Origin of the sequence: Eubacterium ramulus (assembly GCF_045002895.1) — a bacterium.
GTDB lineage: Bacteria > Bacillota > Clostridia > Lachnospirales > Lachnospiraceae > Eubacterium_I > Eubacterium_I ramulus.
The window spans coordinates 1,196,578-1,221,208 of record NZ_CP173382.1; the positions used below are offsets into that span (position 1 = coordinate 1,196,578).

24 protein-coding genes are annotated in these 24,631 nt (G+C 42.6%); 4 read left to right on the plus strand and 20 right to left on the minus strand.

Features of this window, described 5'->3' with window-relative positions; genetic code table 11:
• Positions 1-6: 6 nt before the first annotated feature.
• The 5 genes from ACIRUQ_RS05565 to ACIRUQ_RS05585 all read right to left on the minus strand — a co-directional run bounded on the left by ACIRUQ_RS05565 (position 7) and on the right by ACIRUQ_RS05585 (position 5,177).
• Positions 7-1,026 (minus strand): RluA family pseudouridine synthase, encoded by a 1,020-nt coding sequence (locus ACIRUQ_RS05565; protein ID WP_055290095.1) that lies wholly within the window; start codon positions 1,024-1,026, stop codon positions 7-9.
• Positions 1,027-1,113: 87 nt separating this feature from the next.
• The gene (locus ACIRUQ_RS05570) at positions 1,114-3,021 is read right to left on the minus strand and encodes a YgiQ family radical SAM protein (RefSeq protein WP_055290093.1); all 1,908 of its coding nucleotides are present in this window, start codon (positions 3,019-3,021) and stop codon (positions 1,114-1,116) included.
• Positions 3,022-3,702: an HAD family phosphatase gene (locus ACIRUQ_RS05575; RefSeq protein ID WP_341437685.1), complete on the minus strand. Its 681-nt coding sequence runs from the start codon at positions 3,700-3,702 to the stop codon at positions 3,022-3,024.
• Entirely contained in the window at positions 3,699-4,424 is a 726-nt protein-coding gene (locus ACIRUQ_RS05580) for a pseudouridine synthase (RefSeq protein WP_055290091.1), read from the minus strand. Before ACIRUQ_RS05580 ends, ACIRUQ_RS05575 begins: the two co-directional genes overlap by 4 nt.
• A gap of 72 nt (positions 4,425-4,496) precedes the next feature.
• Positions 4,497-5,177, minus strand: a complete 681-nt coding sequence (locus ACIRUQ_RS05585; protein WP_055290089.1) for a M23 family metallopeptidase — start codon at positions 5,175-5,177, stop codon at positions 4,497-4,499.
• A 51-nt stretch (positions 5,178-5,228) separates the two neighbouring features.
• Between ACIRUQ_RS05585 and ACIRUQ_RS05590 the strand changes: the two genes are divergently transcribed.
• Complete coding sequence (locus ACIRUQ_RS05590) at positions 5,229-6,167, plus strand: hypothetical protein (RefSeq protein WP_055290087.1); 939 nt, start codon at positions 5,229-5,231, stop codon at positions 6,165-6,167.
• Here the strand turns inward: ACIRUQ_RS05590 and ACIRUQ_RS05595 are convergent.
• The 10 genes from ACIRUQ_RS05595 to ACIRUQ_RS05640 all read right to left on the minus strand — a co-directional run bounded on the left by ACIRUQ_RS05595 (position 6,130) and on the right by ACIRUQ_RS05640 (position 13,554).
• Entirely contained in the window at positions 6,130-6,768 is a 639-nt protein-coding gene (locus ACIRUQ_RS05595; RefSeq protein WP_021738720.1) for a hypothetical protein, read from the minus strand. The two genes, ACIRUQ_RS05590 and ACIRUQ_RS05595, sit on opposite strands and share 38 nt — an antisense overlap.
• 13 nt (positions 6,769-6,781) lie before the next feature.
• Positions 6,782-7,267, minus strand: a complete 486-nt coding sequence (coaD, locus tag ACIRUQ_RS05600) for a pantetheine-phosphate adenylyltransferase (RefSeq protein ID WP_021738719.1) — start codon at positions 7,265-7,267, stop codon at positions 6,782-6,784.
• A 39-nt stretch (positions 7,268-7,306) separates the two neighbouring features.
• A complete protein-coding gene (rsmD, locus tag ACIRUQ_RS05605; RefSeq protein WP_021738718.1) occupies positions 7,307-7,858 on the minus strand; it encodes a 16S rRNA (guanine(966)-N(2))-methyltransferase RsmD in 552 nt (183 codons plus the stop codon).
• A gap of 48 nt (positions 7,859-7,906) precedes the next feature.
• Positions 7,907-8,470 carry a CDP-diacylglycerol--glycerol-3-phosphate 3-phosphatidyltransferase gene (gene pgsA / locus ACIRUQ_RS05610; protein WP_021738717.1) on the minus strand — a complete coding sequence of 188 codons (564 nt, stop codon included), beginning with the start codon at positions 8,468-8,470 and terminating at the stop codon, positions 7,907-7,909.
• A 28-nt stretch (positions 8,471-8,498) separates the two neighbouring features.
• A complete protein-coding gene (gene rimO / locus ACIRUQ_RS05615; protein ID WP_055290085.1) occupies positions 8,499-9,821 on the minus strand; it encodes a 30S ribosomal protein S12 methylthiotransferase RimO in 1,323 nt (440 codons plus the stop codon).
• Positions 9,822-9,933: 112 nt separating this feature from the next.
• A complete protein-coding gene (gene rpoZ / locus ACIRUQ_RS05620; protein ID WP_055290083.1) occupies positions 9,934-10,194 on the minus strand; it encodes a DNA-directed RNA polymerase subunit omega in 261 nt (86 codons plus the stop codon).
• A complete protein-coding gene (gene gmk, locus ACIRUQ_RS05625) occupies positions 10,191-10,835 on the minus strand; it encodes a guanylate kinase (RefSeq protein ID WP_373927709.1) in 645 nt (214 codons plus the stop codon). Before gmk ends, rpoZ begins: the two co-directional genes overlap by 4 nt.
• A gap of 15 nt (positions 10,836-10,850) precedes the next feature.
• Positions 10,851-11,096 carry a DUF370 domain-containing protein gene (locus tag ACIRUQ_RS05630; protein ID WP_022036089.1) on the minus strand — a complete coding sequence of 82 codons (246 nt, stop codon included), beginning with the start codon at positions 11,094-11,096 and terminating at the stop codon, positions 10,851-10,853.
• A gap of 40 nt (positions 11,097-11,136) precedes the next feature.
• Positions 11,137-12,015 (minus strand): YicC/YloC family endoribonuclease, encoded by an 879-nt coding sequence (locus ACIRUQ_RS05635; protein ID WP_055290081.1) that lies wholly within the window; start codon positions 12,013-12,015, stop codon positions 11,137-11,139.
• A 141-nt stretch (positions 12,016-12,156) separates the two neighbouring features.
• Positions 12,157-13,554, minus strand: coding sequence for an MATE family efflux transporter (locus tag ACIRUQ_RS05640; protein ID WP_055290079.1), 1,398 nt, complete (start codon positions 13,552-13,554; stop codon positions 12,157-12,159).
• A 286-nt stretch (positions 13,555-13,840) separates the two neighbouring features.
• Here ACIRUQ_RS05640 and ACIRUQ_RS05645 point away from each other — a divergent pair, with 286 nt between their 5' ends.
• Positions 13,841-15,580 carry an NFACT family protein gene (locus ACIRUQ_RS05645; RefSeq protein WP_055290077.1) on the plus strand — a complete coding sequence of 580 codons (1,740 nt, stop codon included), beginning with the start codon at positions 13,841-13,843 and terminating at the stop codon, positions 15,578-15,580.
• Between the two features lie 84 nt (positions 15,581-15,664).
• Here the strand turns inward: ACIRUQ_RS05645 and ACIRUQ_RS05650 are convergent, their stop codons facing one another.
• The 4 genes from ACIRUQ_RS05650 to ACIRUQ_RS05665 form a co-directional block, all read right to left on the minus strand.
• Entirely contained in the window at positions 15,665-16,633 is a 969-nt protein-coding gene (locus tag ACIRUQ_RS05650) for an ABC transporter permease (protein ID WP_022036086.1), read from the minus strand.
• 32 nt (positions 16,634-16,665) lie between these two features.
• Entirely contained in the window at positions 16,666-17,826 is a 1,161-nt protein-coding gene (locus tag ACIRUQ_RS05655) for a substrate-binding domain-containing protein (RefSeq protein WP_055290075.1), read from the minus strand.
• Between the two features lie 69 nt (positions 17,827-17,895).
• On the minus strand, positions 17,896-18,819 hold the full coding sequence (locus ACIRUQ_RS05660) for an ABC transporter permease (RefSeq protein ID WP_022036084.1): 924 nt from the start codon (positions 18,817-18,819) through the stop codon (positions 17,896-17,898).
• Between the two features lie 10 nt (positions 18,820-18,829).
• Positions 18,830-20,323 carry a sugar ABC transporter ATP-binding protein gene (locus ACIRUQ_RS05665; protein ID WP_022036083.1) on the minus strand — a complete coding sequence of 498 codons (1,494 nt, stop codon included), beginning with the start codon at positions 20,321-20,323 and terminating at the stop codon, positions 18,830-18,832.
• Positions 20,324-20,529: 206 nt separating this feature from the next.
• Between ACIRUQ_RS05665 and ACIRUQ_RS05670 the strand changes: the two genes are divergently transcribed.
• The gene (locus ACIRUQ_RS05670) at positions 20,530-21,546 is read left to right on the plus strand and encodes a response regulator (protein ID WP_022036082.1); all 1,017 of its coding nucleotides are present in this window, start codon (positions 20,530-20,532) and stop codon (positions 21,544-21,546) included.
• Positions 21,543-23,291, plus strand: a complete 1,749-nt coding sequence (locus ACIRUQ_RS05675) for a sensor histidine kinase (protein ID WP_022036081.1) — start codon at positions 21,543-21,545, stop codon at positions 23,289-23,291. Before ACIRUQ_RS05670 ends, ACIRUQ_RS05675 begins: the two co-directional genes overlap by 4 nt.
• Positions 23,292-24,010: 719 nt before the next feature.
• Here the strand turns inward: ACIRUQ_RS05675 and ACIRUQ_RS05680 are convergent.
• Positions 24,011-24,616, minus strand: coding sequence for a hypothetical protein (locus tag ACIRUQ_RS05680; RefSeq protein ID WP_055290073.1), 606 nt, complete (start codon positions 24,614-24,616; stop codon positions 24,011-24,013).
• Positions 24,617-24,631 lie beyond the last annotated feature (15 nt).

Sequence of the window (24,631 nt, forward strand, 5' to 3'; positions counted from 1 at the left end):
GTTTCTCTACCTCTTCTCTTTTGCAAGTTTTGTCTGTACCCGTGCAAAGGACGCGGGTTCCGGTGCAGTGACAATCCGGCCGTCCGGAAATTCCATCCGATAGGCATGCAGCAGCTGAGAACGGATCCTGCAGCTGTCCTTTACCGCCTGATTTATTTTTTTATCTCCATATTTACCATCTCCCAGGATTGGATGTCCGATGCTGGCCAGATGGGCACGGATCTGATGGGAACGCCCGGTAATAAGATGTACTTCCAACAGTGTCATGTTTTCATACACTTTCACCGGATGATATGCTGTCTCAATATAAGAAGCATCCGCAAAAGCCTCTTTGTGAACCGTTACTTTATTGTTTTGGTGATTCTTTGCCAGATATCCTTTCAAATGTGCATCCTGTGTAAGCTGTCCGGCCACCAGGCAACGGTAATATTTCTGCATGCTGCGTGACTTTAAAGCCTCTGCCATTTCCTGCAGACCACGGATCGTCTTTCCTGCAATCAGAAGTCCGGAAGTGTTGCGATCGAGCCGGTTACAGATGGAAGGATGGAACGTTCGTAATTCCGCACGGGTCAGCTGCCCGCTTTCTAACAGATAATCAATGACCATTTCATTGGCGGAATAGTCGTTTTTTTCTGCTTTCTGTGATAAGATACCCACCGGTTTATTCAGGATCAGAATATCCTCATCCTCATATACGATTTCCGGTTTTGGATGGTGCACAGTGGACATTTTTGCAGCCGGACCGGCAGCTGCAGATTCGGAATGAAGATCTGCAGTCTGCTTTCCCATTGGTGCTTCTGCAAGAGCAGAGGCAAACTTGTTAAAGGTTTCATCGGACAGATAGATTTTAATCTGATCAGAAGTCTGCAATACTTCCTGTCCGGTTGCTTTTTTATCATTTAACACAATATTTTTTTTACGCAGCATTTTATAAACAAATCCTTTGGAAGCCTGATTTAATATTTTGAACAGATACTTGTCCATGCGTTGTCCGGCTTCTTTGGATGATATGGAAAATTCTTTCATGAGCATTTCACTTTCTTAAATTCTTCTAAGATGCGTTTTTTTGTTTGGATTACCAAATGTATCATTTTGTCTGCCAGAAAAATCCAATTATTTCTGTTTTTTCTTGTGCACGTTACGGATTGCTTTCCGCTTTTTCGGATGTGAAGCTCCGGTTCCATTATTGCGTCCATGGTTCTGATAATTACGATTCTGTTGTCCACTATGTTTTGGCCGGATCAGGCATTTTGGTTCAAACCCAATGAGATCCGTGCGGTGAGCCAGATGCAGTGCTTCATATACCAGATCATAGTTTTTCGGATTGCGGTACTGTATGAGGGCACGTTGCATGGCTTTCTCATGCGGATTGTTGGTGACGTACACTTTCTTCATAGTGCGCGGATCCAGTCCGGTGTAATACATACAGGTGGAAATCGTAGATGGTGTTGGATAGAAATCCTGTACCTGTTCCGGCATATAGCCAAGATCCCGGAGATATTCTGCCAGTTCCACAGCTTCTTTCAGAGTGGATCCGGGATGAGAAGACATCAGATATGGAACAAGATACTGTTTCTTTCCGATCCGCTCATTGATTTTTTTATATTCTTCCCGGAACTTGTTATATACTGCTACCGGTGGTTTTCCCATCAGCGATAATACTGAATCAGAAATGTGTTCCGGAGCAACTTTTAACTGTCCGCTGACATGATGTTCACATAATTCCCGGAAAAAAGTTTTATCCTTGTCGCAGATCAGATAATCAAAACGGATACCGGAACGGATAAACACTTTTTTCACATTCGGAAGCACGCGCAGTTCCCGTAACAGGCTCAGATAATCAGAATGATCTACCTTTAAATTCGGACATGGACTCGGGAACAGGCACTGCCGGTTCTTGCAGACACCGCGGGTCAGCTGTTTATCGCACGATGGACCACGGAAATTTGCGGTAGGACCACCCACATCATGAATATAGCCCTTAAAATCTGGCTCCCAGACCATCTGCTTTGCTTCGTTCAGGATGGATTCATGGCTTCGGGTCTGGATAATTCTTCCCTGATGAAACGTCAGGGCACAAAAACTGCAGCCACCATAGCAGCCACGATTGCTGACCAGACTGAATTTCACCTCTTCGATTGCCGGAACACCACCTGCTTCTTCATAGGACGGATGATAGGTTCTCATATAAGGAAGTGCATATACGGCATCCATCTCACTGGTAGTCAGTGGTTTGGATGGCGGATTTTGCACGACATAGCATTTATTTGGATAAGGCTCAATGAGCCGTTTTGCTGTAAATGGATCCGTATTGCAATATTGTGTATAAAAACTGTGGGCATAGGATTCCTTGCTGGCACAGATTTCTTCGTAAGATGGCAGTGTAATACCATCGTATACACTGTCCGGATCCTTTGTCTTGTATACCGTGCCGTCGATATAAGTAAGATCTTTGATATCAATGCCACTGCGCAGCCCCTCTGCCACAGCCACGATACTGCGTTCTCCCATTCCATATAACAGTAGATCCGCACCGGAATCCAACAGAATGGAACGTTTCACTTTATTTGACCAGTAATCATAATGTCCAAGACGACGCAGGCTGGCTTCCAGTCCTCCAATGATCAGCGGTGTGTGTTTGTAGGTGCGGCGGATGAGATTGCAGTATACCACGGTTGCGTAATCCGGCCGCCGGCCCATGATTCCGCCCGGCGTAAACGCATCTTTCTGACGGCGTTTTTTAGATACGGAATAATGATTGACCATGGAATCCATATTTCCACCGGTTACGATAAAACCGATTTTTGGCTCACCCAGGATACTGATACTGTCCGGATTTTTCCAGTCCGGCTGTGAAATAATTCCAACAGAAAATCCATTTGCCTGCAGGATCCTGCTGATGATCGCATGCCCGAAAGACGGATGATCCACATAGGCATCACCAATGACATATACAAAATCCAGCTGCTCTATTCCCTGTGCCTGCATATCGGCACGACTGATTGGTAAAAATTGTTTCATCTATTTAAATCCTCTTAAATCTTCGTAAGTATGATCCAGAACCTGCCTGTAATCTGTGATATAATAATCGGCCAGACTGTATTTTTCTGCCCGCAGCAATGCAGAATAGTCATCCTCCACGGCACAGACCGTCATACCGGCTCTTTTTCCTGCCAAAATCCCCATCGGAATATCTTCAAACACCAGACAATGTTGTGGGGAAACCGCGAGTTTTTCTGCTGTTTTCAGATATACATCCGGTTCCGGTTTCCCTTTATTGACATCACAACTGGTAGTAATGGCATCAATGCAGCCTGTGAGATTGCGCGCATCCAGAAAAGCATCCAGCAGAAGTCTGGAATTACTGGTTGCAATGCCAATCTTTATATGCTGTTTTTTCAGTAATTGTAAAAATTCATCCAGCCCCGGTTTCAGTGTGGTTTCGTGTATATATTTGTCCAAAGCAATACGATTCCACAGTTCTTTTACTTCTTCCACATTCTTGGAAAGCTGATACTTTCGAATAAAATATTGTGCCGTTTCTGTGAAACTCATTCCCTCGATTTCTTCATGGAGATGTTCCGGCATGGGAAGACCCTGTTGCCGGAAAAAATCCTGATCAATCTCTTCCCAGATCCACATGGAGTCTGTCATGGTTCCATCCAGATCAAAGATAACAGCTTCTTTCTGTTCTATCATCATATTGTTTCTTCCTTCAATTTTGTAATTTCTTCCAATGTCAGTTCCCGCCAGGCACCGGGTGTCAGTTTCTCATCCAGATGCAGACTTCCCATGGACAGCCGCTTTAGATAGGATACCTTTTTACCTACGGACTGAAACATCCGTTTTACCTGATGAAATTTTCCTTCTGTGATCGTCACGAGAATCTCGGATGTCTGTTCGTTTTCTGCAATATGCAGAATTTTGAGAGCAACCGGTGCGGTCATTTTCTTTTCACCAATGTCCAGCCCATTCTTAAAGGCTGTGATATCAGACTCTGTCACAATTCCATGGATTCTGGCATAGTAGGTTTTCGGAACATGACGTCCCGGTGCCAGAAGACTGTGATTCAATGCACCGTCATCTGTGATCAACAGCAAACCTTCGGTGTCTTTATCCAGCCGTCCCACCGGGGACAGCCCACGGCGCAGATTGTCCGGCAGATAATCCATTACGGTTTTATCCCGACGATCTTCGGTGGCAGTAACGCATCCAGCCGGTTTGTGCAGCATCAGATAATGGTATTCCTGATAAGCGATGGGGTGTCCATCCAGACAGATACAATCCTTCTTCGGATCACATTTTTCTCCACCGTCCGTTACAAGTGCACCGTTTTTTGTAATACGTTTCATTTTAATCAGTTTTTTACTCTCAGAACGGGTTGCTACCTGCATCTGAGAGAGAAATTTATCAATGCGAATCATATGTGTTTTTCTTTCTGTCACAATTTTTTATCTATATCATTATAGAGGTATGCCTTCAAATCTGCAAGTTGTTTACGGATAATCAGCATAAATGCGATGCTGCTCCAACTGCTTCAAATATGGATAAGGATTGATGGCTTCCTCTTTATCCGTATTGTGGTGGATATAAATGCCTACGTGCAGATGCACGGCAAACTGCCCGGTTGTGCCTTCTGTTCCATATCCGGAATCTCCTGCAAATCCAAGAAGCTGCCCGGCATGCACCGCCATACCATCTTCCAGATCCGGCGCATAGGATTCCAGATGTGCGTAGTAATAATATGTGCCGGACGCACTGCGAATGCCGATACGCCAGCCTCCAAGCTTCAACCATCCCATCTGCTCCAATGTGCCATCGGTCATACTGACTATCGGATAAATGCCACGCTCATTTCGGATGGTCATCAAATCCGTGCCCTCATGTTTGCGGGCTCCGCCGAAAGTGCGGGCAGATTGCCAGGAATCTTCATAATTGCAGATGACCACTTTCGCTTTCCATGTAGTTTCTCTATGCTCATTTTGAAATGCCAGTGGAAAATACTGCAGTTCCGATAGAATCTGTTTATCCAGTACTTTTTTTGTCGTTATCTGCCGGACCGTTCGCAGTCGGTTTGCAAGCAGGCTGTTCCAGACTACCAGCAGCAGAAGTGCGATCAATCGGATTCGGAATACCTTTCTTTTTGCAGTAATAAAAGAATTTTGTCTCCTTTTCATTCTTTTTCTCCAGTCAGGAATTACTTTAAGATATGAAAAATAAACTGTACTATGAAAAAGAAACTATTTATTCTATGTATTACAATCTGTATCGGCTATGGTATCATCTGTCCGGACCTGCTGGCAAAATCTGCCGCAAACGGCTTATATCTGTGGTATCATTCGGTATTGCCGACGTTGCTGCCCTTTGGTATCTTGTCAGGAATCATCCTTCGTACCGGTATGTACGATGCGATATTGGAACGGATCAGCCCGTTTCTAAAAGGCATCTATCCACTTCGTCCTCCGTTGTTTTATCCGTTGATCGCCGGATATCTGTTTGGTTTTCCTCTTGGCAGCAAATTATGTGCGGATCTGTACGATCTTGGAAAAATCAGCAAAAACGAAGCTATAAGGGTCAGCTGTATCAGTAATAATTTCGGCCCTGCGTTTGTCGTAAATTATGTGTTGGTAGCATTACCGGAAGGTGTAATGCCGGACTGGATGTTCCTTGCTATATGTTATGGCACGCCATTGCTTCTTGGTTGGTTTATGCTTTGGAGGGCACCAGAAAATCCGCCGGAAAAAAACTCAGAAAAAATGCCGGCATCCAGATCTGAAATAACTTTAAAAATCATTGATGACGGCATTATGAACGGTTTTACGACAATGATAAAACTCGCCGGATATATTATGTTGTTTTCCATTGCAGCGGATTTCGCAGGTCATCTTCCGCTTCCCGGAACCGCACTGTCAGGCTGCGTTATCGGGCTGCTGGAAATTACGAATGGAATCTATACTGTCTCCGGCACAGAATGGCCGGCAGAAATCAAGTATCTGTCTGCCATGGCAATGGTTTCTTTTGGCGGTATCAGCGGCATCTGCCAGACAGCATCCATGCTGGCAAAACTACAGAGCAGCATACGCACCTATGTAATCTTTAAATTATTAAATGCCATGCTGGCAACACTTTTTACAGCTGCTCTGGTTTGTTATCTGAACCACCAATAACATCGAATTCTTCTTGTGCAGCATCTGTGGAAACTTCCTCAGCCGCTTCAGCTGGTGCTTCCTCTTCCGGAGTCAGTTCGTTCCGGTTTGCTTTTACGATATCATAGCAATTTTGGAGAGAAGACAATAATCCCTCGTATTTTGCCTTGTTTGTATCGATGGCATGAACCACAATGTTTTCCAGATTACCTAACAGGTTATCTGTATATTCGATGGCTGCAGTACGGATGCTGTCAGCATCCTCTGTTGCCTTATCAAGAATCTCCTGCGCCTGGTTAGTTGCAATGGATACTACTTCGTTTGCCTGTGCGTATGCCTGCTGCATAATCTGATGTTCACTGACAAGTTCATTGGTTTGAATCTGTGCCTGAGCAAGGATCTCTTCTGCTTTTGCCTGTGCATCTGCCAGAATAGCATCCTTGTTGCTGATGATCTTCTGATAGCGTTTGATCTCATCCGGCGTTTTCATGCGCAGCTCTGTCAACAGTTCCTCAAGTTCTTCTTTATTTACAATGATTTTGGAATTTGACAGTGGCTGAAATTTACAACCGTCAATATATTCCTCAATTTCAGAAATGATCTGTTCAATACGGCTTGTCATTTAAATCTCTCCTTTATCGCTTTATGTTAAATTTGCTGTACACTCTGTCTACCAGCTCCTTCGGCACAAATTTTGATATATCGCCGCCGTAGGATGCTACTTCCTTTGTAATCGTAGAGCTTAAATATGCGTACTGAAGACTTGTGGTAAGAAAAATAGTATCAATCTTGGGATTGACGGCATGATTGGTCTGTGCAATCTGTAACTCATACTCAAAATCTGTCACCGCACGTAACCCACGCACAATAATATTTGCTCCGATCTGATCTGCATAATCTGCCAGAAGTCCATCATATGCAGTCACGGTAACATTCGGAAGATGTGACGTAAATTCTTTTATCATACTAACACGTTCGTCCGCAGAAAACAACGGATTTTTCGCATTATTCTTTAAAACTGCAACATTCAGTTCATCCACAATTCTAGATGAGCGCTCAATAATATCAAGATGCCCCAGCGTCATCGGATCAAAACTGCCGGGATAGATTGCTTTTTTCATTTTGTGTGTCAGCGATTCCTGTGATCGCATACCCCTTTACTAAATTCTTTTCAAGAACACGTGCTGATTGGATTTATACTCTTTCACACGTGTAACCTGAAAGCCATATTTTTCCATTTCATATGGATCGGTATCCAGAGATTCTTCCACAATAATGAGAGTATCCTCTGTCAGAATGGAGGAAGTTTTCAGATGTTCCAACACCTCATATTCCAGTCCAAGCCCGTAAGGCGGATCCATAAAAATGATATCAAATACATATCGGCGCTCCAGCATACGCAGTGCGGATAATGCATCCATACACTTCAAATCACAGCTGGATGTAAATTTGGTAAAACGGATGTTTTCCTGGATACATGCCGCTGCTTTCTTGCTGTTTTCAACAAATACTGCTTTTTTTGCACCACGGCTGACTGCTTCCAGACCGATGCCGCCGCTTCCGGCAAACAGATCCAGAAATACAGCCCCCGGCACATCCATCTGTAAAATATTAAATAAAGTCTCTTTAATTCGATCGGTTGTTGGCCGCGTATCTTTGCCTTCAATCGTCTTTAAAGGCATACTGCGGGCCGTTCCTGCTATAATCCTCATAGTGGGCCTCCTAATGATAATAAATGAAAAGCTGTGTCCTGCATCTGATCAATCCTGCTCTTTTAAAACTGCTTTGTTTTTATACAGGTAATCAAGGAGTGATACAATGGTCAGTACCAATGCCACATAAGTTGCAATCAGAGCCAGTACATGAATGATTCCAACGCCTGCCACATACACATCAGCGTTCATGTTCAGAATCAGTAAAATAATCATTGCCATCTGGAATGTAGTCTTAAATTTGCCCCACATACTTGCAGCGATAACAATCTGATGCTCTGCTGCAATGAGACGGAATCCACTGATGATAAATTCACGGGCAATGATAATGATCACAATCCATGCCGGCAGCAATTTTAAGTCTACCAGACAGATCATAGCGGAACATACCAACAGCTTATCTGCCAGCGGATCCATAAATTTTCCAAAGTTTGTGACCAGATTATACTTTCTGGCAATTTTTCCATCCAGCATATCAGTCAGGCTGGCTACGATAAAAATCACAAGCGCTAAGTAATCACCGTTTGCACCAAGTACATCCGTTAACAGAAAAAATACAAAAAATGGAATTAAAATCACACGAAAAATCGTAAGTTTATTAGGTAAATTCATAAGTTCCTCCTATCTCGTATCAGATGTTTTACATCAGTTCTCCGATGAGATCATATTCATAGGCACCGGTAATACGGACTTTGACAAAATCACCGCTTACCAGTTCCGTATCTGTGTTTACAAAAACAAGACCGTCGATATCCGGAGCATCACGGTAGCTTCGTCCTACATAAGCATTTTCATCTGCCACTTTTCCTTCGATCATAACAAGAATTTCTTTCCCGATCATGCTCTCATTTTTATCCAGAATAATTTCCTCCTGCAGCTCCATAACATCTGCCTGCCAGTCTTCTTTGACAGACTCTTCTACCTGATGGTCGAAAGTTGCTGCGGGTGTATTTTCCTCCGGAGAATAAGTAAATGCACCCAGACGGTCAAATTCCGTTTCGTTCAAAAACTCCATAAGCTCTTCGTGCTGCTCTGGCATTTCACCCGGGAAACCACAAATCAACGTCGTCCGGATCGCGATATCCGGAATAGCGGCACGCAGGGCGGCGATTTTCCCTTCCAGCATCTCGCGGTTTGTCTTACGGCCCATGCGGCGTAAAATATCGGAATTGATATGCTGGATCGGCATGTCAATATAGTGACATACTTTTTCGTTGTCTCGAATCGCTTCGATCAATTCATCATAAATTTCTTCCGGATAACAATACATCAGACGGATCCAGTAAATTCCGGGAATTTTATTCAGTTCATTCAGCAGAATGTGCAGAGATTTTTTACCATACAGATCAATACCGTACAGTGTCGTCTCCTGTGCGACCAGAATCAGTTCTTTGACTCCGGCTTCTGCCAGATCCTGTGCCTGACTCAGGATCTCTTCCATCGGTACAGAACGGAAATCTCCACGGATGGACGGAATAATGCAGTAAGTACAGTGTTTGCTGCAACCTTCTGCGATTTTTAAATGTGCATAATGTCCACCGGTGGACACGCTGCGTTTTGCTTCATGTGTCTCAATGCCGGTCAGTGGCTCATATGCCTCATATTTATCACCAAGCAGTACTTTCTCGATGGCATCGCAGATCTGTTCGGTAGAATTGGTTCCCAGCACAGCATCTACTTCCGGAATCTCTTTCAGAACCTCATCCCGGTAACGTTCTGCCAGGCAACCGCAAACAATCAATGCTTTACAGTTTCCACCGGTGCGGTACTGTGCCATATCCAGAATGGACTGGATACTTTCTTCTTTTGCATCATGGATAAAACAGCAGGTATTGATCACGATGATGTCTGCCTCCTGCTCATCGTCCGTTACCGTGAATTTGTGATGGGTTAATTTTCCAAGCATAAATTCGGAATCGACAAGGTTTTTATCACAGCCAAGTGAAATAAATAATACTTTCATTTGGTTCCTCCATTTATCGTTATTTTAAAAATATCCCTGGTATTTTCGACCATGGGATCTGCAGAAACAACAATGCTGCCTTGTAAAAAAGGCAGCATGTAAAAAGGCAGAATTAGCGATCGCCTTCCTCTTCCACGTCATCATCTTCACCGAGGATCTTTACATTTCCTGTATATAACTCCTCTACAGCGATAGATAAAGGTTTTTTTCCGGCAGCATTTGGAACCAACGGCTCTGCACCACCGATGATCTGGCGTGCACGTTTTGCAGATGCGATAACGATGGAATAACGGCTGTTTACTACCGGCTCCTCACCATACGCTGCATTGTTATTTACGACTTTCATTAATTCATTATAAGATGGATGTATCATGATAAATCTCCTTTCACAAACTGTTTTAAATCATTTTTTATTGTTTCGATGCTGTCAAGATTGTGCCGCATCCGCTGTTGCTCGCTACAGATAATCTCATGAACGTTTTCTACGGCTTCGTCCAGTTCATCGTTTACAACCAGGTAATCATATACTTCACAGCCGTCAGCTTCTTCCACAGCCCGTGACAGACGGGAGTGGATAACTTCTTCTGTCTCTGTTCCGCGTCCGGTAAGACGTTCTTTTAAAATTTCAGCAGATGGCGGCGTCACAAATAACAACAGGGTCTGTGGAAACTGTTCTTTGATCTTTAACGCACCCTGAATCTCGATTTCCAGAATTACATGCTTGTGTGCCTGAAGCTGTTGCTGTACATATGCCTTTGGTGTTCCATAATAGTTTCCAACATACTGTGCATGCTCCAGAAGTTCATTGTGCTCAATCATAGAAAGAAATTCTTCTTTTGTCTTGAAGAAATATTCCCGGCCATCCTGCTCACCTTCCCGCGGCTGACGCGTGGTAGCTGATATTGACAATGCATATTTTTCCGGGTAACGACGGATCAGTTCTTTCATGATCGTCCCTTTTCCGGAACCCGAAAATCCGGATATTACAATTAATAATCCTGAATCTGCCATGATTCAATCTCCTCTTTACTACATTTCCTTATTTTGAAATCTGCCCGCCAGTGTTTCCGGCTGAAGTGCAGATAAGATAACATGTTCACTGTCCGTCAGGATAATACTTTTTGTCCTTCGTCCCTGTGTGGCATCCACAATCCGTTCGGAATCCTTTGCCCGCTGTACAATTCGCTTTGCCGGAGCTGAGTCCGGATTAATGATCGTTACAATCTTATTTGTATTTACTACGTTTCCAAAACCGATATTGATCAATCCTGCCATAATAGCTCCTTCTTTCCACTTGTATAGCTGTATACAACCGCTACTCAATATTCTGAATCTGTTCCCGTACTTTTTCAATCTCTGTCTTTAATTCAATGGCAATACCGGATGTCTCAAGGTCATTGGATTTGGACAGGATTGTATTTGCTTCACGGTTCATTTCCTGAGCGATAAAGTCAAGTTTTCGTCCGATTCCATCGTCTCCTTCCAGTGCCTGAAGCATGGATGTGATATGGCTCTTTAACCGGACTGTTTCTTCGTCGGTACAGATTTTGTCTGCAAACAAAATAATCTCCGTGGACAGACGCGCTTCATCAATCTGGGTATCACCCAGCAGTTCCTGCACTTTTTCCTGCAATTTTGCGCGATATTCTGTCAAAATCTGCGGTGCACGCTGCTCCACCTTCTCTACATTGGATGCCATGTGATGTAACTTTTCAACCAGATCTGCCTTTAAATGTTCACCTTCCGAGGTACGGGCAACGGTAAACTGGGTGCATGCTTCGCGGATTGCCTGGGCAAGCATAGACCAGAGTTCATCTTCATCCGGTGCCTGCTCTTCCATCGTCAGAATCTCCGGATAACGTGACAATGTGCTGACTTTAATATCGTTCTCCAACTGGAATTCTTCTGCCATCTGCTGCAGATATGACAAATATTCCTTTGCAATCGCGGAATTATATTTTACCGCCATCGTCTGTTCGGAAAAATCTTCGTAACTGATAAAAACATCCACTTTTCCACGCTGCATATATTCTTTTAGCAAAGAACGGATAGCTGCCTCAAAAAAATTCAGCTTTTTGGGCATGCGGATATTGATGTCAAGGTATCTGTGGTTTACGGATTTCAATTCCACGGTAATCTTTCGCTTTTCATTGGAAAGTTCACACCGTCCAAATCCTGTCATACTTTTTATCATGTGTCTGCACCTGCTTTATCTCGTATTCTATTTATACAGACATTTTCTGTTCTGCATAATCAATTTATTATAAAATGTTTTTTCACGGAAGTCAAACATTTCCGTTTCTATCAGGAGACATTCCGTTTGAAATGTGGAAATTTACAATGCACGTGAAAGGTGTGAACCTGATCCGGATTCCTTTTGTTTCATATCCTGAAACTGTCGAAATACAAACCAGATGGTAATGACAGCAGCAGCCAGGTCTGCGATCGGTCCGGCATACATAACACCATCAATTCCCATAAACACAGGAAGAATCAGGATCAGTGGCAGTAAAAACAAAATCTGCCGGGTCAGGGACACGATCATACCAAGTTTTGCCTTTCCGATAGATGTAAAGAATCCGGAGGACATTGGCTGAATGCCATTGATAAATGTCATAAACATAAATATACGGAAATACCGTTCCGCAAACCGGTAATATGCTTCATTTCCACCACCAAACAGAGCAATGATCCGGCGTGGAAATATCTGGAAGCAGGCAAAAAATACAATACCGGAAATAATAGCTGCCCAGGCAGCTTTTTTGTATGTTTCCCGCACCCGGTCAAATTTTTCCGCTCCGTAATTGAAGCCGAAAATCGGCTGACATCCCTGGGAAATACCGATTCCGATAGACATAAAGATCATATTTACCTTGGAAATAATTCCTGCACAGGCAATCGGAATGTCTGCTCCATAATCAGAAACAGCTCCGTATTTTCGCAGGATATTATTCATGGTAATCTGAATGATTGCCATGGCAACCTGATTGATACCGGAAGCCATGCCAAGGGCTGTGATCTCACCGAGATATTTCATGTGCGGTATCAGATGATGACGGGTCAGCTGCATTTTAGAAAATTTCCAGAAATAGATAAGAATCATCACTCCGGAAACCACCTGTCCCAGAACCGTTGCCCAGGCAGCACCTTTAATTCCCCAGTGAAAAGCAAAAATAAACAATGGATCCAGAATCGTATTGATGATCGCACCGGTCAGCATACAAGCCATGGAAAAAGAAGGACTCCGGTCCGCACGCACCAGATGACAGCCGCCGGTAGTCAGTGTTAGAAACGGTACACCGATGGCTGTAATCCCGGTATAATCAATGGCATAAGGAAGCACTTCCTCGGTCGCACCGAAAATATGCATTAATGGTGTCAGGAAACCAAGTGTTACTGCTGTGATGATCACACCACATACCACCAGCATGGTCAGGCCATTTCCGGCATAGTTTTTTGCAACTTCCGTCTGTCCGGCTCCCGACTTCAGATTAAAATTTGATGCACTGCCGATTCCCAGTAAAAGTGCAACAGCAGTACAGATGATATTTACCGGAAATGCAATATTTGTCGCAGCATTTCCCAGCATACCAACACCCTGTCCGATAAAAATCTGATCTACGATATTGTATAAAGAACTTACCATCATACTGATGATCGCCGGAATGGTAAATTTGAGAATCAAAGAACTTACCTTTTGTGTAGCAAGTGGATTCTGTTGTTCTGTCTGCATACGAAAACTCCCTTCTGTTATCCGTTATGTTTCTCAACTTATCCGTGCAATTATATCTAAAATCCCACGCACAAATTTCTTATGGTCAAACATCCAATATAATAACACACCGTTACTGTTTTTTCCAGTTTAAATTTGCTTTTTTACGAAAATCATGCTAACATTCTTTCATTAGTGAATCACATACTCTTTATGGGAACTTTTAAACCATTGCAGTAAAATGATAAAAGCTTATAAATTATCAGAAAATGTGATTCAGAGCGTTAAGATAGTTAGGAGGAGTTTTATGGCTCTTGATGGAATCGTAGTTGCCAGTCTGGCAAAAGAATTACAGGAAAATTTCACAAATGCACGTTTGAGCAAGATTGCACAGCCTGAGAAGGATGAGCTGCTTCTTACTCTGAAAGGTCCAAACGGTCAGAAACGTCTGCTTTTGTCTGCCAGTGCATCTTTGCCGCTGGTATATATTACCGGAACAAATAAACCAAGCCCGATGACAGCACCAAATTTCTGTATGATGCTTCGAAAACATGTGGCTAATGGACGGATTACTTCAATCACGCAGCCTGATATGGAGCGTATTCTTGTATTCGAAATTGAACATTTGGATGATCTTGGGGATCTCAGACACAAGAAACTGATCATTGAGCTGATGGGAAAACACAGCAATATCATTTTCTGTGATGAAAATGACATGATACTTGACAGTATCAAACATATTTCCGCACAGGTAAGTTCTGTTCGAGAGGTACTTCCGGGACGTACCTATTTTATACCTGCTCAGCAGGATAAAATGAATCCTCTGAAAGAAAATGGGGCGCATTTTATGGAACATGCCTTGCAGAAACCATGCAGTGCTTCCAAAGCAATCTATACTTCTTATACCGGTATCAGTCCGCTGGCAGCCAATGAATTCTGCTATCGGGCAAATGTGGACGGTGATGCTCCATGCGCTTCACTGACAGAATCCGAACAACAGAAACTGACAGAAGTTTTTCTGGCTGCCATGTCAGATATCCGGGAAGGTCATTTTTACCCGAACATCATTATGCATCAGGATGAACCAATTGAGTATGCGGCAATCCCGCTGACTTCCTACGCTTCGGATACAATCCTACCTTATGATTCTATCTCAGAAGTACTGGAAAACTATTATGCGCAGCGCAGTCTTTACACCCGTATGCGTCAGAAATCTGCAGATCTGCGTCATGTGATCAATACACTATTAGAACGAAACCGCAAAAAATATGATCTGCAGAAAAAGCAGTTAAAAGACACTGATAAACGCGAAAAATATAAAGTGTACGGCGAACTGATCCATACCTACGGTTATCAGTTAGAGGAAGGATGCAAGGGATTTGACGCATTGAATTATTATACAAATGAAACAATCCATATCCCTCTGGATGCAACAATCTCACCGTTGGATAATGCGAAAAAATATTTTGACCGGTATGCAAAATTGAAGCGTACCTATGAAGCACTCACTGATCTGATCGAGGACACACAGCTTGAAATCGATCACCTGGATTCCATTGCTACGGCTCTCGATATTGCAGAGACAGAAGCTGATCTGCAGCAGATCAAGGAAGAAATGATGGAGAGTGGTTATATCAAACACAAATATTCCAAAAAGAAAACCCAGGGCAAGAGCAGACCATATCACTACCGTTCTACCGACGGATTTGACATTTATGTTGGAAAAAATAACTTCCAGAACGATGAACTGACCTTCAAATTTGCAGAGGGCAACGACTGGTGGTTCCATGCAAAAGGGATGCCGGGTTCCCATGTACTTGTGAAGACAAAAACCGGAGAAATGCCGGATCGTACCTTTGAAGAAGCCGGCCGTCTGGCAGCTTTTTATTCCAAGGGCCGTGGCAATGAAAAAGTAGAGATCGACTATCTGCAGAAAAAGAACGTAAAGAAACCCAACAAAGCCAAACCGGGATTTGTGGTATATTATACAAACTACTCGCTCACCATCCAGCCGGATATTACTGGGTTGGAGCTGGTTTCGGAATAATTTTAATTCATAATAGTTAAAAAGAATCTGCCCAAACGGACAGATTCTTTTTAACGTTCATTTCTTTTGGAGGGGAAATACTACTTAATGTGCGGATAGACTGCGGAGCAATTTCTTTTTCTGGAAATAATGCTGCATCTTTCCACGGTTTGCAGAAATACCAAGCACTGCAATCATGAAGATACCAAGTACAGTATCCTGCATGGAGGATGGAAGTCCCACTGCCAGAAGACCATTAAAGATCAGGCTGATACATAATTCACCGATCAGAATATTCAATGCTAGGTTATCCATCAGTGACAGAAGCTCCATACCAATCATAACTCCCATCATCGGTTTAAATACCATGTTCAGACTTCCCATGCTGAGCTGTCCGGAAATGGAATTTGTATAGCAGATTTGGAGGATGCCTACAACCCCAAGAAATGCACCGCCGATCACAAAACTGAGGAAATTAATTTTTGCCGCATTGATTCCCATATTGCGGGCCAGTCGCTCATTGCCGCCGACAACACGCACATTGTAGCTAAATTTTGTACGATAATATAAAAGGTAGAAAATCACGCCTGCAATTGCACAGATCACGAAATTCCATGGTGTTTTTCCTAAAAATGCAATGCTCTTGTCCACAGATACCATACTGGAAGAGCCGAGGAATGCATAGCAGAGAATCTCAAACAGCATTACCACACCAAGAGAAAGTACCAAGGATGGGATACGGAACAGGTTAAACGCATATCCCATTGCAATGCCCATCAGCACACCAGATACGATGCTTCCGATAATCAGTCCCGGAAGCCCCAGTCCTAATGTCGTAGCCAGATAGCCACCCACACTGGCGGAAAGGATGACCCGAACGCCGGTACTTAAATCAAACAGTCCGGCTGCCATACAGAACGCCATACCAAATCCCATTACTGTAGGAATCATTGCCTGTGAAAAAACCACTTTTAAACTCTGTACGCCAAAACTGTCTGAAATCAGTGTGAAAAATAGAAATATCAAAACCGGGAATACGAATACGCAACAGGCTCTTTTTATCTTAACACTCATGAATTATCCACCTCCATATCAAATGACTAAAACTATCTGGACTCGTGCAGTTCTTTTACGCTGAGCGCTGTCATATTATTGCACAGATCCTCTAATCCTGCTACATCAAGACCAAGCAGGTTTGCTTTTACTTCATCTTTGTTGTAGATTGGCTCTTCTACTGCCATGTAATCAAAATAAGCCTGAAGCTCATCTGCATCTGTAATTACACTGTATTTTAATGCGAGTTCTACCGGATCATCACTGATTGGTTTTCCAGTTACAGCGTCAGTCAGAACAGTTGCTGCTGCAATAGAATCCTGGATCAGAAGATCGCCAAGTGTAGCTGTAATAGTACCGTCTTTTATATAAGAGATGCAGTTCTCATCTGTATCAATTGTTACAAATTTAATATCTTTGTCGCTATACTCTTCCAGTTTTGCTGCAATAGCGGACTGATCGCCGGTAGCCTGTGTACCAAGACGAACGATACCCTGCATATCAGAACCATATTTTGCGATCCAACTCTCTACTGCGGATACTGCTTCTGAAGCATCTGCCGGGTTTCTGTATGTATCCAGGCATGTTAAACCAAACTCTTCTGCTGCGTCTGCAAGACCCTGCTCTCTTGTCTGACCTGTAGTGTTGTCAGATGCTGTTGTGATCAGGCAGTAATCTTTAGCTCCGGAATCAGCCAGTGCTTTACCAAGCATATAACCAGCCTGATACTCATCCTCATATACACATCCAAGGTAATATTTGGAATTCTCTACATATGATTTTACTTCTTCATCTGTAATGGATCTCATGGAGATGATAAAGTATACACCAGCCTCATCACACATATCGGTTACATTATACAATACATCATTACTTGTCGGTGTTACGAAAATACCTTTGCATCCGTCTGTAATCAGTTTTTCTACTGCATCGATGGTTGTAGCATCATCAAACTCAAAAATCTCTGTTACAAGATCACCGCCAGCTGCCTGTGCGATGGTCTGTCTGTTTAAGTGCATTGCGTTCATAACAGCGTTGTAAGATGCGGCTGTCGGATATCCGATCAGGAAATCACCGTCTGTACTTGCCTCTGCGCCTGCAGATGCTGCTGTTCCCCCATTATCGGAACCTTTGTCTGTAGATGTGTTTCCACAAGCTGCCATAGATACCGCCATTGCTGCTACCAGCAATAATGAAATAACTTTCTTTTTCATAATTTTTCTCCTTCTTCTTTTTTCTTTTTCATTATATCTATTTTATACACTCTCGTGTAAAAAATCTGATTATTTGATAACAGTTGCGTTCTGTCTATCAAATGTCATACTGATTGCAAACAGGAAGACAAATCCCTGAACTACCTGCTGTGCCAGTGTACCAAGTCCCCAGAGGTTCATACCAAAGGAGAGCACAGCCATGATAATACTACCAATGATAGCACTTCTGAATCTGGACGTTGCGCCACCTGTAATCGGCATACCACCGATGAGCAATGCATTCAATGCATTTACGGTAAATCCGGCACCTGTAGAGGAAGATGCAGTACCTGCTCTCAATAATGCAAAAATTGCAACAATGGCACACATTACACCCATAATCATAAATCCACGAATTTTAACCCATGTGACAGAAATGCCATTTTGTCTTGCGAACTCAGGATTTGCACCGACAATCTTACATTCCTTTCCGACCTTTGACTTTTCAAAAAACAGATATCCGATAATCATGATCGCAGCCAGTGTGATCAATCGCAGTGTTACACTGTCAAGTTTTGTCATATGATGTGGAATGCTGACACTTGCATTGTTCAATACAATGGTTACAAGGCCTGTACAGATAAAAGACACGGCCAGGGTTGCGATAAAAGATGTTACCTTTAATACGGCATGGATGAAACCATTCAATAATCCAAGTCCAAGTCCTACCAGAATTGCAACCGGGAACATCAGCCATTCATTAATTCCTGCTGAACGGGCTGCAATCGCTGCAATCATTGCCACAACGGCTGTCAGAGAAAAATCCAGACATCCCTGCGATAATAAAAATGCAAGTCCGCAAGTACCGATCATAATGGTAAATACTTCATTTGTCAGTGAACTAATATATCTTGGGGAAAGTAATTTTCCACCTGTCACAATTTCAAAAAATACAATTACGACTACCAGACCAATAAATGGCAGGTAATTATGTATAAATTCTTTTCCTTTCATTTCCTGCCTCCTAAATGATATATTCAATGAGTTTATCTTCCGTCAGTCCTTCGTCACGTTTAAACTCACCGGTGATGCAGCCATTTTTAACAATCAGGGTTCTGTCTGCCATTCCGATGATTTCCATCATTTCTTCTGAAATCATGAGAATTGCTTTCCCTTCGCTTTTCAGTTTCATCAGTAGTTTGTAGATATCTGCTTTAACACCGATATCAATACCTCGTGTCGGACAGTCAAAAATATAAATATCTGCTCCGAATCCGACCCATTTTGCAACGGATACTTTCTGTTTGTTACCTCCGGACAGATACATTACATACTGGTTGATGTCCTGCATTTTTGTCTTTAACTCATCCGCCCATTTCTGTGCATACTGTTTTTCTGTTTTAGAAGAAACAAATATTTTTTTCCCGAGTCTTGGCAACACTGGTGCACAGATATTATCTTTGATACTGGCTGCTGTGATCAGAGCTTCTTTATCTCTGTCTTTTGCTACATAGGCCATATTTTTCTTAACCGCAGTCAGAGAACTGTCAATTCTTGTTCCATCTCCCAGTTCAACTTTACCGATATCCGGTTGTGTCAGTCCAAAAAAGATTTTCCCGATATCGTGCATACCGCTGTCTGTCAGTCCGCCAAGTCCAACGATTTCTCCTTTGTGTATCTCCATGTTGATATCTTTTAAAAGACCGTGTGTAACATGTTCCATGCGGATTGCAATTTCCTTTTCACAGGTTGCATGCATATCTTCCCGGTAAAAGTTTTCGGATACTTCACGTCCGACCATCAGTTTACGGATCGCATCATCACTGAATTCCTGTTTTTCCAGAGTTGCGATCAAATGTCCATCCCGCAACACGGTCAGATAATCGCATACTGCTTTTACCTCTCCGATGTCATGAGAAATGAAGATGACACATTTTCCATTTTCTTTCATTTTTTCCATAACCTGATACATCAGATCACGTCCGCTCTTACTCAATGCGGTACTTGTCTCATCCACAACAAGGATTTCCGGATCATTTTCCATCGCTCTGGCGATTTCTACCAGTTTACGATCCTCGAATGTCAGACGACTTGTATTTTCTTTTTCATTAATATGCGAAGCTCCGATCCGATCCAGTGCGATACGTGCCCGGCGGTATAACTCTCCCACATTCATCAGACCGTTTTTTACAAATTCTTCTTCTTTTCCAACAAAAATATTAGCTGCAACTGAAATACCTTCAAATGTTCCCTGTTCCTGCATCAGATAACAGATTCCCTTTGCATTGGCTTCCAGGGCATTTTTCGGATCATAATGCTCCCCTTTGTAAATCATTTCACCGCTGTCTGCTTTCTGAATTCCGGCAATGATCGTTGTCACTGTAGATTTACCGGAACCATTCTCACCGATCAGTCCGTGAACTTCCCCACGATACGCTGTAAAATCTACATTTACAAGAGCTTTTGTCGGTCCGAAAGATTTATTGATCTGATTTACCTTCAGTAACTCTTCTCTCATGGAACCTCTTGTCTCCTTCCTTTTCTCAACTTCTGGGATTATTATAAAAAATATGAGCATCGGTTAAAACATAACAAAACTTATATTTTGTACAGAATTGATACGAATCCTGTTATGGATATTCTTTTTTTATACAAAATATGGTAACTTTATGGACAGAGATATTACCGTTACAGAAGATAATCACAAGGGAGATGTGTAAGATTATGAAGAAACTGATCAAAACAATGATTGTAGAGGATGAACGGATCATTCTTGATGATTTACTGGCTATCATAGACTGGAAGGCAGAAGGATTCGATATTGTGGCCACTGCACCCAATGGAAAAATCGGTTTACGGCAATACGAACTGTATCAGCCGGAATTGATTCTCAGCGATATCCGTATGCCACTGGTAAACGGACTGACCATGATGAAATCTATTAAATTAAAGAATCCCTCCATTCATTTTCTGATTTTAAGTGCATTTGATGAATTTGATTATGCCAAAGATGCAATCCGACTCGGCGCAGAAGATTACATTTTAAAAACGGAGATTTCTCAGGAATATCTACACGAAAAACTCCAGACTATTTATAACAAAATGAATCACGAAACAGATACCGCAATCACTGCTTTTGAGAAAAAGTTGGTGGATTACATCTCCACACCGATGATCCATTGCATAGATGATCTGAATGAAGTATTTGAAACCATTGCTGCCTTTCATACACCGGCACTGTTTGAACAAATTTACGAACTCAGCTGTGATACCGTATACCAACAATTTACGCATCTGGGTGTTCCGGACAAATTTAAAAAGCCAGAGTTGTCCGCTTATGCCGATTTAAAAGAATGGCTATATAAATGTCTGAAAGATCTGGAAGAAATTGATAACCTGGTATTTAAGAAGCAATATCCGCCAATTATTATTAACGCCCACGAATATATTTACCATCACTATATGGAACCTGACCTCAAACTGCAGACAATTGCAAATCATGTGGGGTTAAGTTCCGGACGTTTGAGCGTACTGTTTAAAAAAGAGACTGGTCGTACCGTAAACGATGTTATTACTGACACAAGAATCCAGAAAGCCAAAGAACTGCTCTCCAGCGGCAGATACAAAGTATACGAAGTTTCAGAACTTGTAGGATACAAAACCAGTCAATATTTTTCAACAATCTTCTTTCACCAGACCGGACAGTATCCGAACCAGTATCGGAAAGGACTTGACCAATGAAACATTTTTTGAAATTGTACCGTGAATCTCGTATCGTTCACAAAATGATCAAACGGATTTTACTTGTTGGTATAATCTGCCTTGGACTGACGGTTTTACTTTACTATCAGTTTTACTGGAATAACCTAAAACATACAGCAGTCAATAATTCCATTAGCACAAATCTGGAAATTGCAAATCAGATCAATGCCAATATTGAAAACCTGACAGATACATCCCAATATATCGTAAACTCTGCAGATCTGATGAACAAACTGTCCATGTACTACCGGGAACCTGGAGATTATTACAGCAATGATATCAATCTGATGCTTTCCGGACTGATATCCAGTATGCATAATATTCGTGCCGTTTACATTGATGGACCAGATGATATGCAATTTCACTCTCTCGACAGCCTCTGGCCGGAAGATATAGAACAATTGTCCTCAGACAATTATCAGGAAGTACACGATCAAAAACATACGGTAGGCTATTCACCCATATATTCAGTAATAACAAATGCAACAACCTACTACCTGCTGACATATTACTATAATTTCAATATTGGCAGCCGAAATTTTACCATGACAATTTTCTTTAATGCAACAAGTATGGTGTCTTCTATCTGTAATCTAACCGCAACGTCTTTTGACGGCTGTGTACTGTCCAATTATCAGCAAGATGTATTCTTCCAGACTGGAGATGTTGGCAGTCAGGAAGAAATTGCAAAGGAAAATTACACTTACAAAGATGTCAATTATCTGGAATACAAAGATGGATATTATTTTTCCGGAAATATTGCAACACCGAAATGGAATATCGTTTCTTATATGAACCGAAGTACGTTGTTTGGCACATTTCTGGAACAGTTTATAATTTCCCTTGTCCTCTGTGTCCTGATGACTGTCTTTCTGATTATTGCACTGATCCCAGTGTTGTACTGCATAATTCAGCCGGTCAATGATCTAAATCTGACTATGCAGGAGGTGGTAAAAGGAAACTTAAATTGCTACTCTTCCATTCAGACAGACGATGAGATTGGTGACCTCAGCAATGTCTATAACAAAATGATCGACAGCCTGAACCGACACATTGAAACAATCCTTAGGTATCAGGAAAAAGAACAGAAAATGATCTACAATCTGTTGATTGCCCAGATCGATACACATTTTATTTACAATACCATGAGTATCATCAATTCATTTGCCCGGCAGGGAAAAACACAGGAAATCATTACCGCTAATTCTGCTCTGATCAAGATCATGCAGAACTGTCTCCGGGTAAAAACCATCGATGTCACGGACACTGTAGAACAGGAAATGGATGTGGTAAAACAATACTGGATCATTGAAAACATGCGATACGAAAATGAGGTTGAACTTCTCTGGGATATACCGAAAACTCTGTACAAAGAAAACATTCCGAAAAATCTGATCCAGCCGATCGTGGAAAACTGTCTATTCCATGGATTGGTAGATGAAGAAACCGGAGTTATGATGGGTACGATCACTGTTCTGATGCGAAAAACAGACAATTATCTGCAGCTGCGGATCTCAGATAATGGATGCGGATTTCCCTCGGAACTGTTACTGTTTTTGAATAATCCAGGCGAATTTACTGAAAAGCTAAATGAGCGTGGCAAGCATATCGGTCTGGCCAATATCCGCCAGCGTCTGTCCTATATTTATGGAAAAGATCAAAATGTCATTTCTATTTACAATGACCACGGCGCTGTTGTAGAAATGCATCTTCCAATCGCATAAATCTGCATCGGTGATACACTGTTATTCGTAAATTTACCTGCTCTTGATTTTTGTTTTTGATGCAAATTAAAAGAAGGTACAGCATAAATCAATCTGACATATTTTGATTGTAATCATATTTCCGCAGCAACTTGGCGGCGGTGTTGGGTGGCGTATAATTGTCCCCAACTGCCGCAAGCAGATCAGTCACTGTGCCGAGCCAGTCGGTTCGGTTTTCCATATAGGCGATTACCTTCCGAAGAAAAGGATGGGCTTCTGTCAGCACGGGATAACCGTCAATCGGCAGGTCGCCTCTTTGCCCTCACGCTAATCAATTGGGAATTTATTTTCGATTTGAACGAAGTAAATTTTGTAAACTTTCCGCAAACGACAAAAAGAGCCGGTACACAGCACATCAAATCAGCGGGAGAAAATCTCTCGCCATATCTTTGATGAAACTATGTACCGGCTCTGAAATTCAGAAACCTTCAATGTCTGCTTTTTCCGTCCCGCAGGCAGACGCTGCAACAGGAACGGCGCAACCGCAATTTCTTTCGGCGGCCGCCTTGTGTTTCACTCAGATATTCAATTGTGGCTCTCTAATGGCTCTCTAATGAGAGCACATAGATTATATCATGTAGAACACTTGTTCGTCAAGCGAATTTGACATACTGTTGCAGGAAAAGCCAGGAAAAGCGGCTGCCGTTTCCGACAGCCGCCCTTGGGTTAAATATTTGATTTTACTTTACGCTACGCTTTTTCTTTCTGCCGTAAACGGTTGTTGCGGTTACCGCACCGCCGCTGATAAACAACAGATCAATCCACAACAAATGATTGGAGTTATCTCCTGTCTGCGGAGACTTGTCGGCGCCGGGCTTGACGGTGCCGCCGGGCAGCTTCGCCGTTACGGTGTCTGCCTTGGTGATTTCCTTGGCGGCAGCCTTGTCGGCGAAATAATTACCGCAGCCGCCGCAGTACCAATACTCAATGTTGCCCTCGGCAGTCTTGGTCGCCGCCACTGCCGGGAAGTATTTCAAATCAGAGTGGTTGTTTGCATTCAGCTCTCCATAGCTTTCGCCGCAGAACTCACACTTTGCCTTGTCCTTGCAGGTGGCCTTACCGCCGGAGTGGTCGTTTTGAATGGTAACCGTCTTTTCGGCAGAGAAGTCAAAGCCGTCGGCGGTCTTTGCACTCACGATCAGCTTAAAGCTGGTTTCTTCCGCCGGATATATGGTTGCCTTTAAAATTCCGCTATACAGATTATCCTCAACAGTCGGCGTAAGAGGACCATCGCCAAGTCCGATAAACTCATACCCATAGACTGCATCGGTAGCGCCCTCCGGCAAAGTAAAGCTGAATTT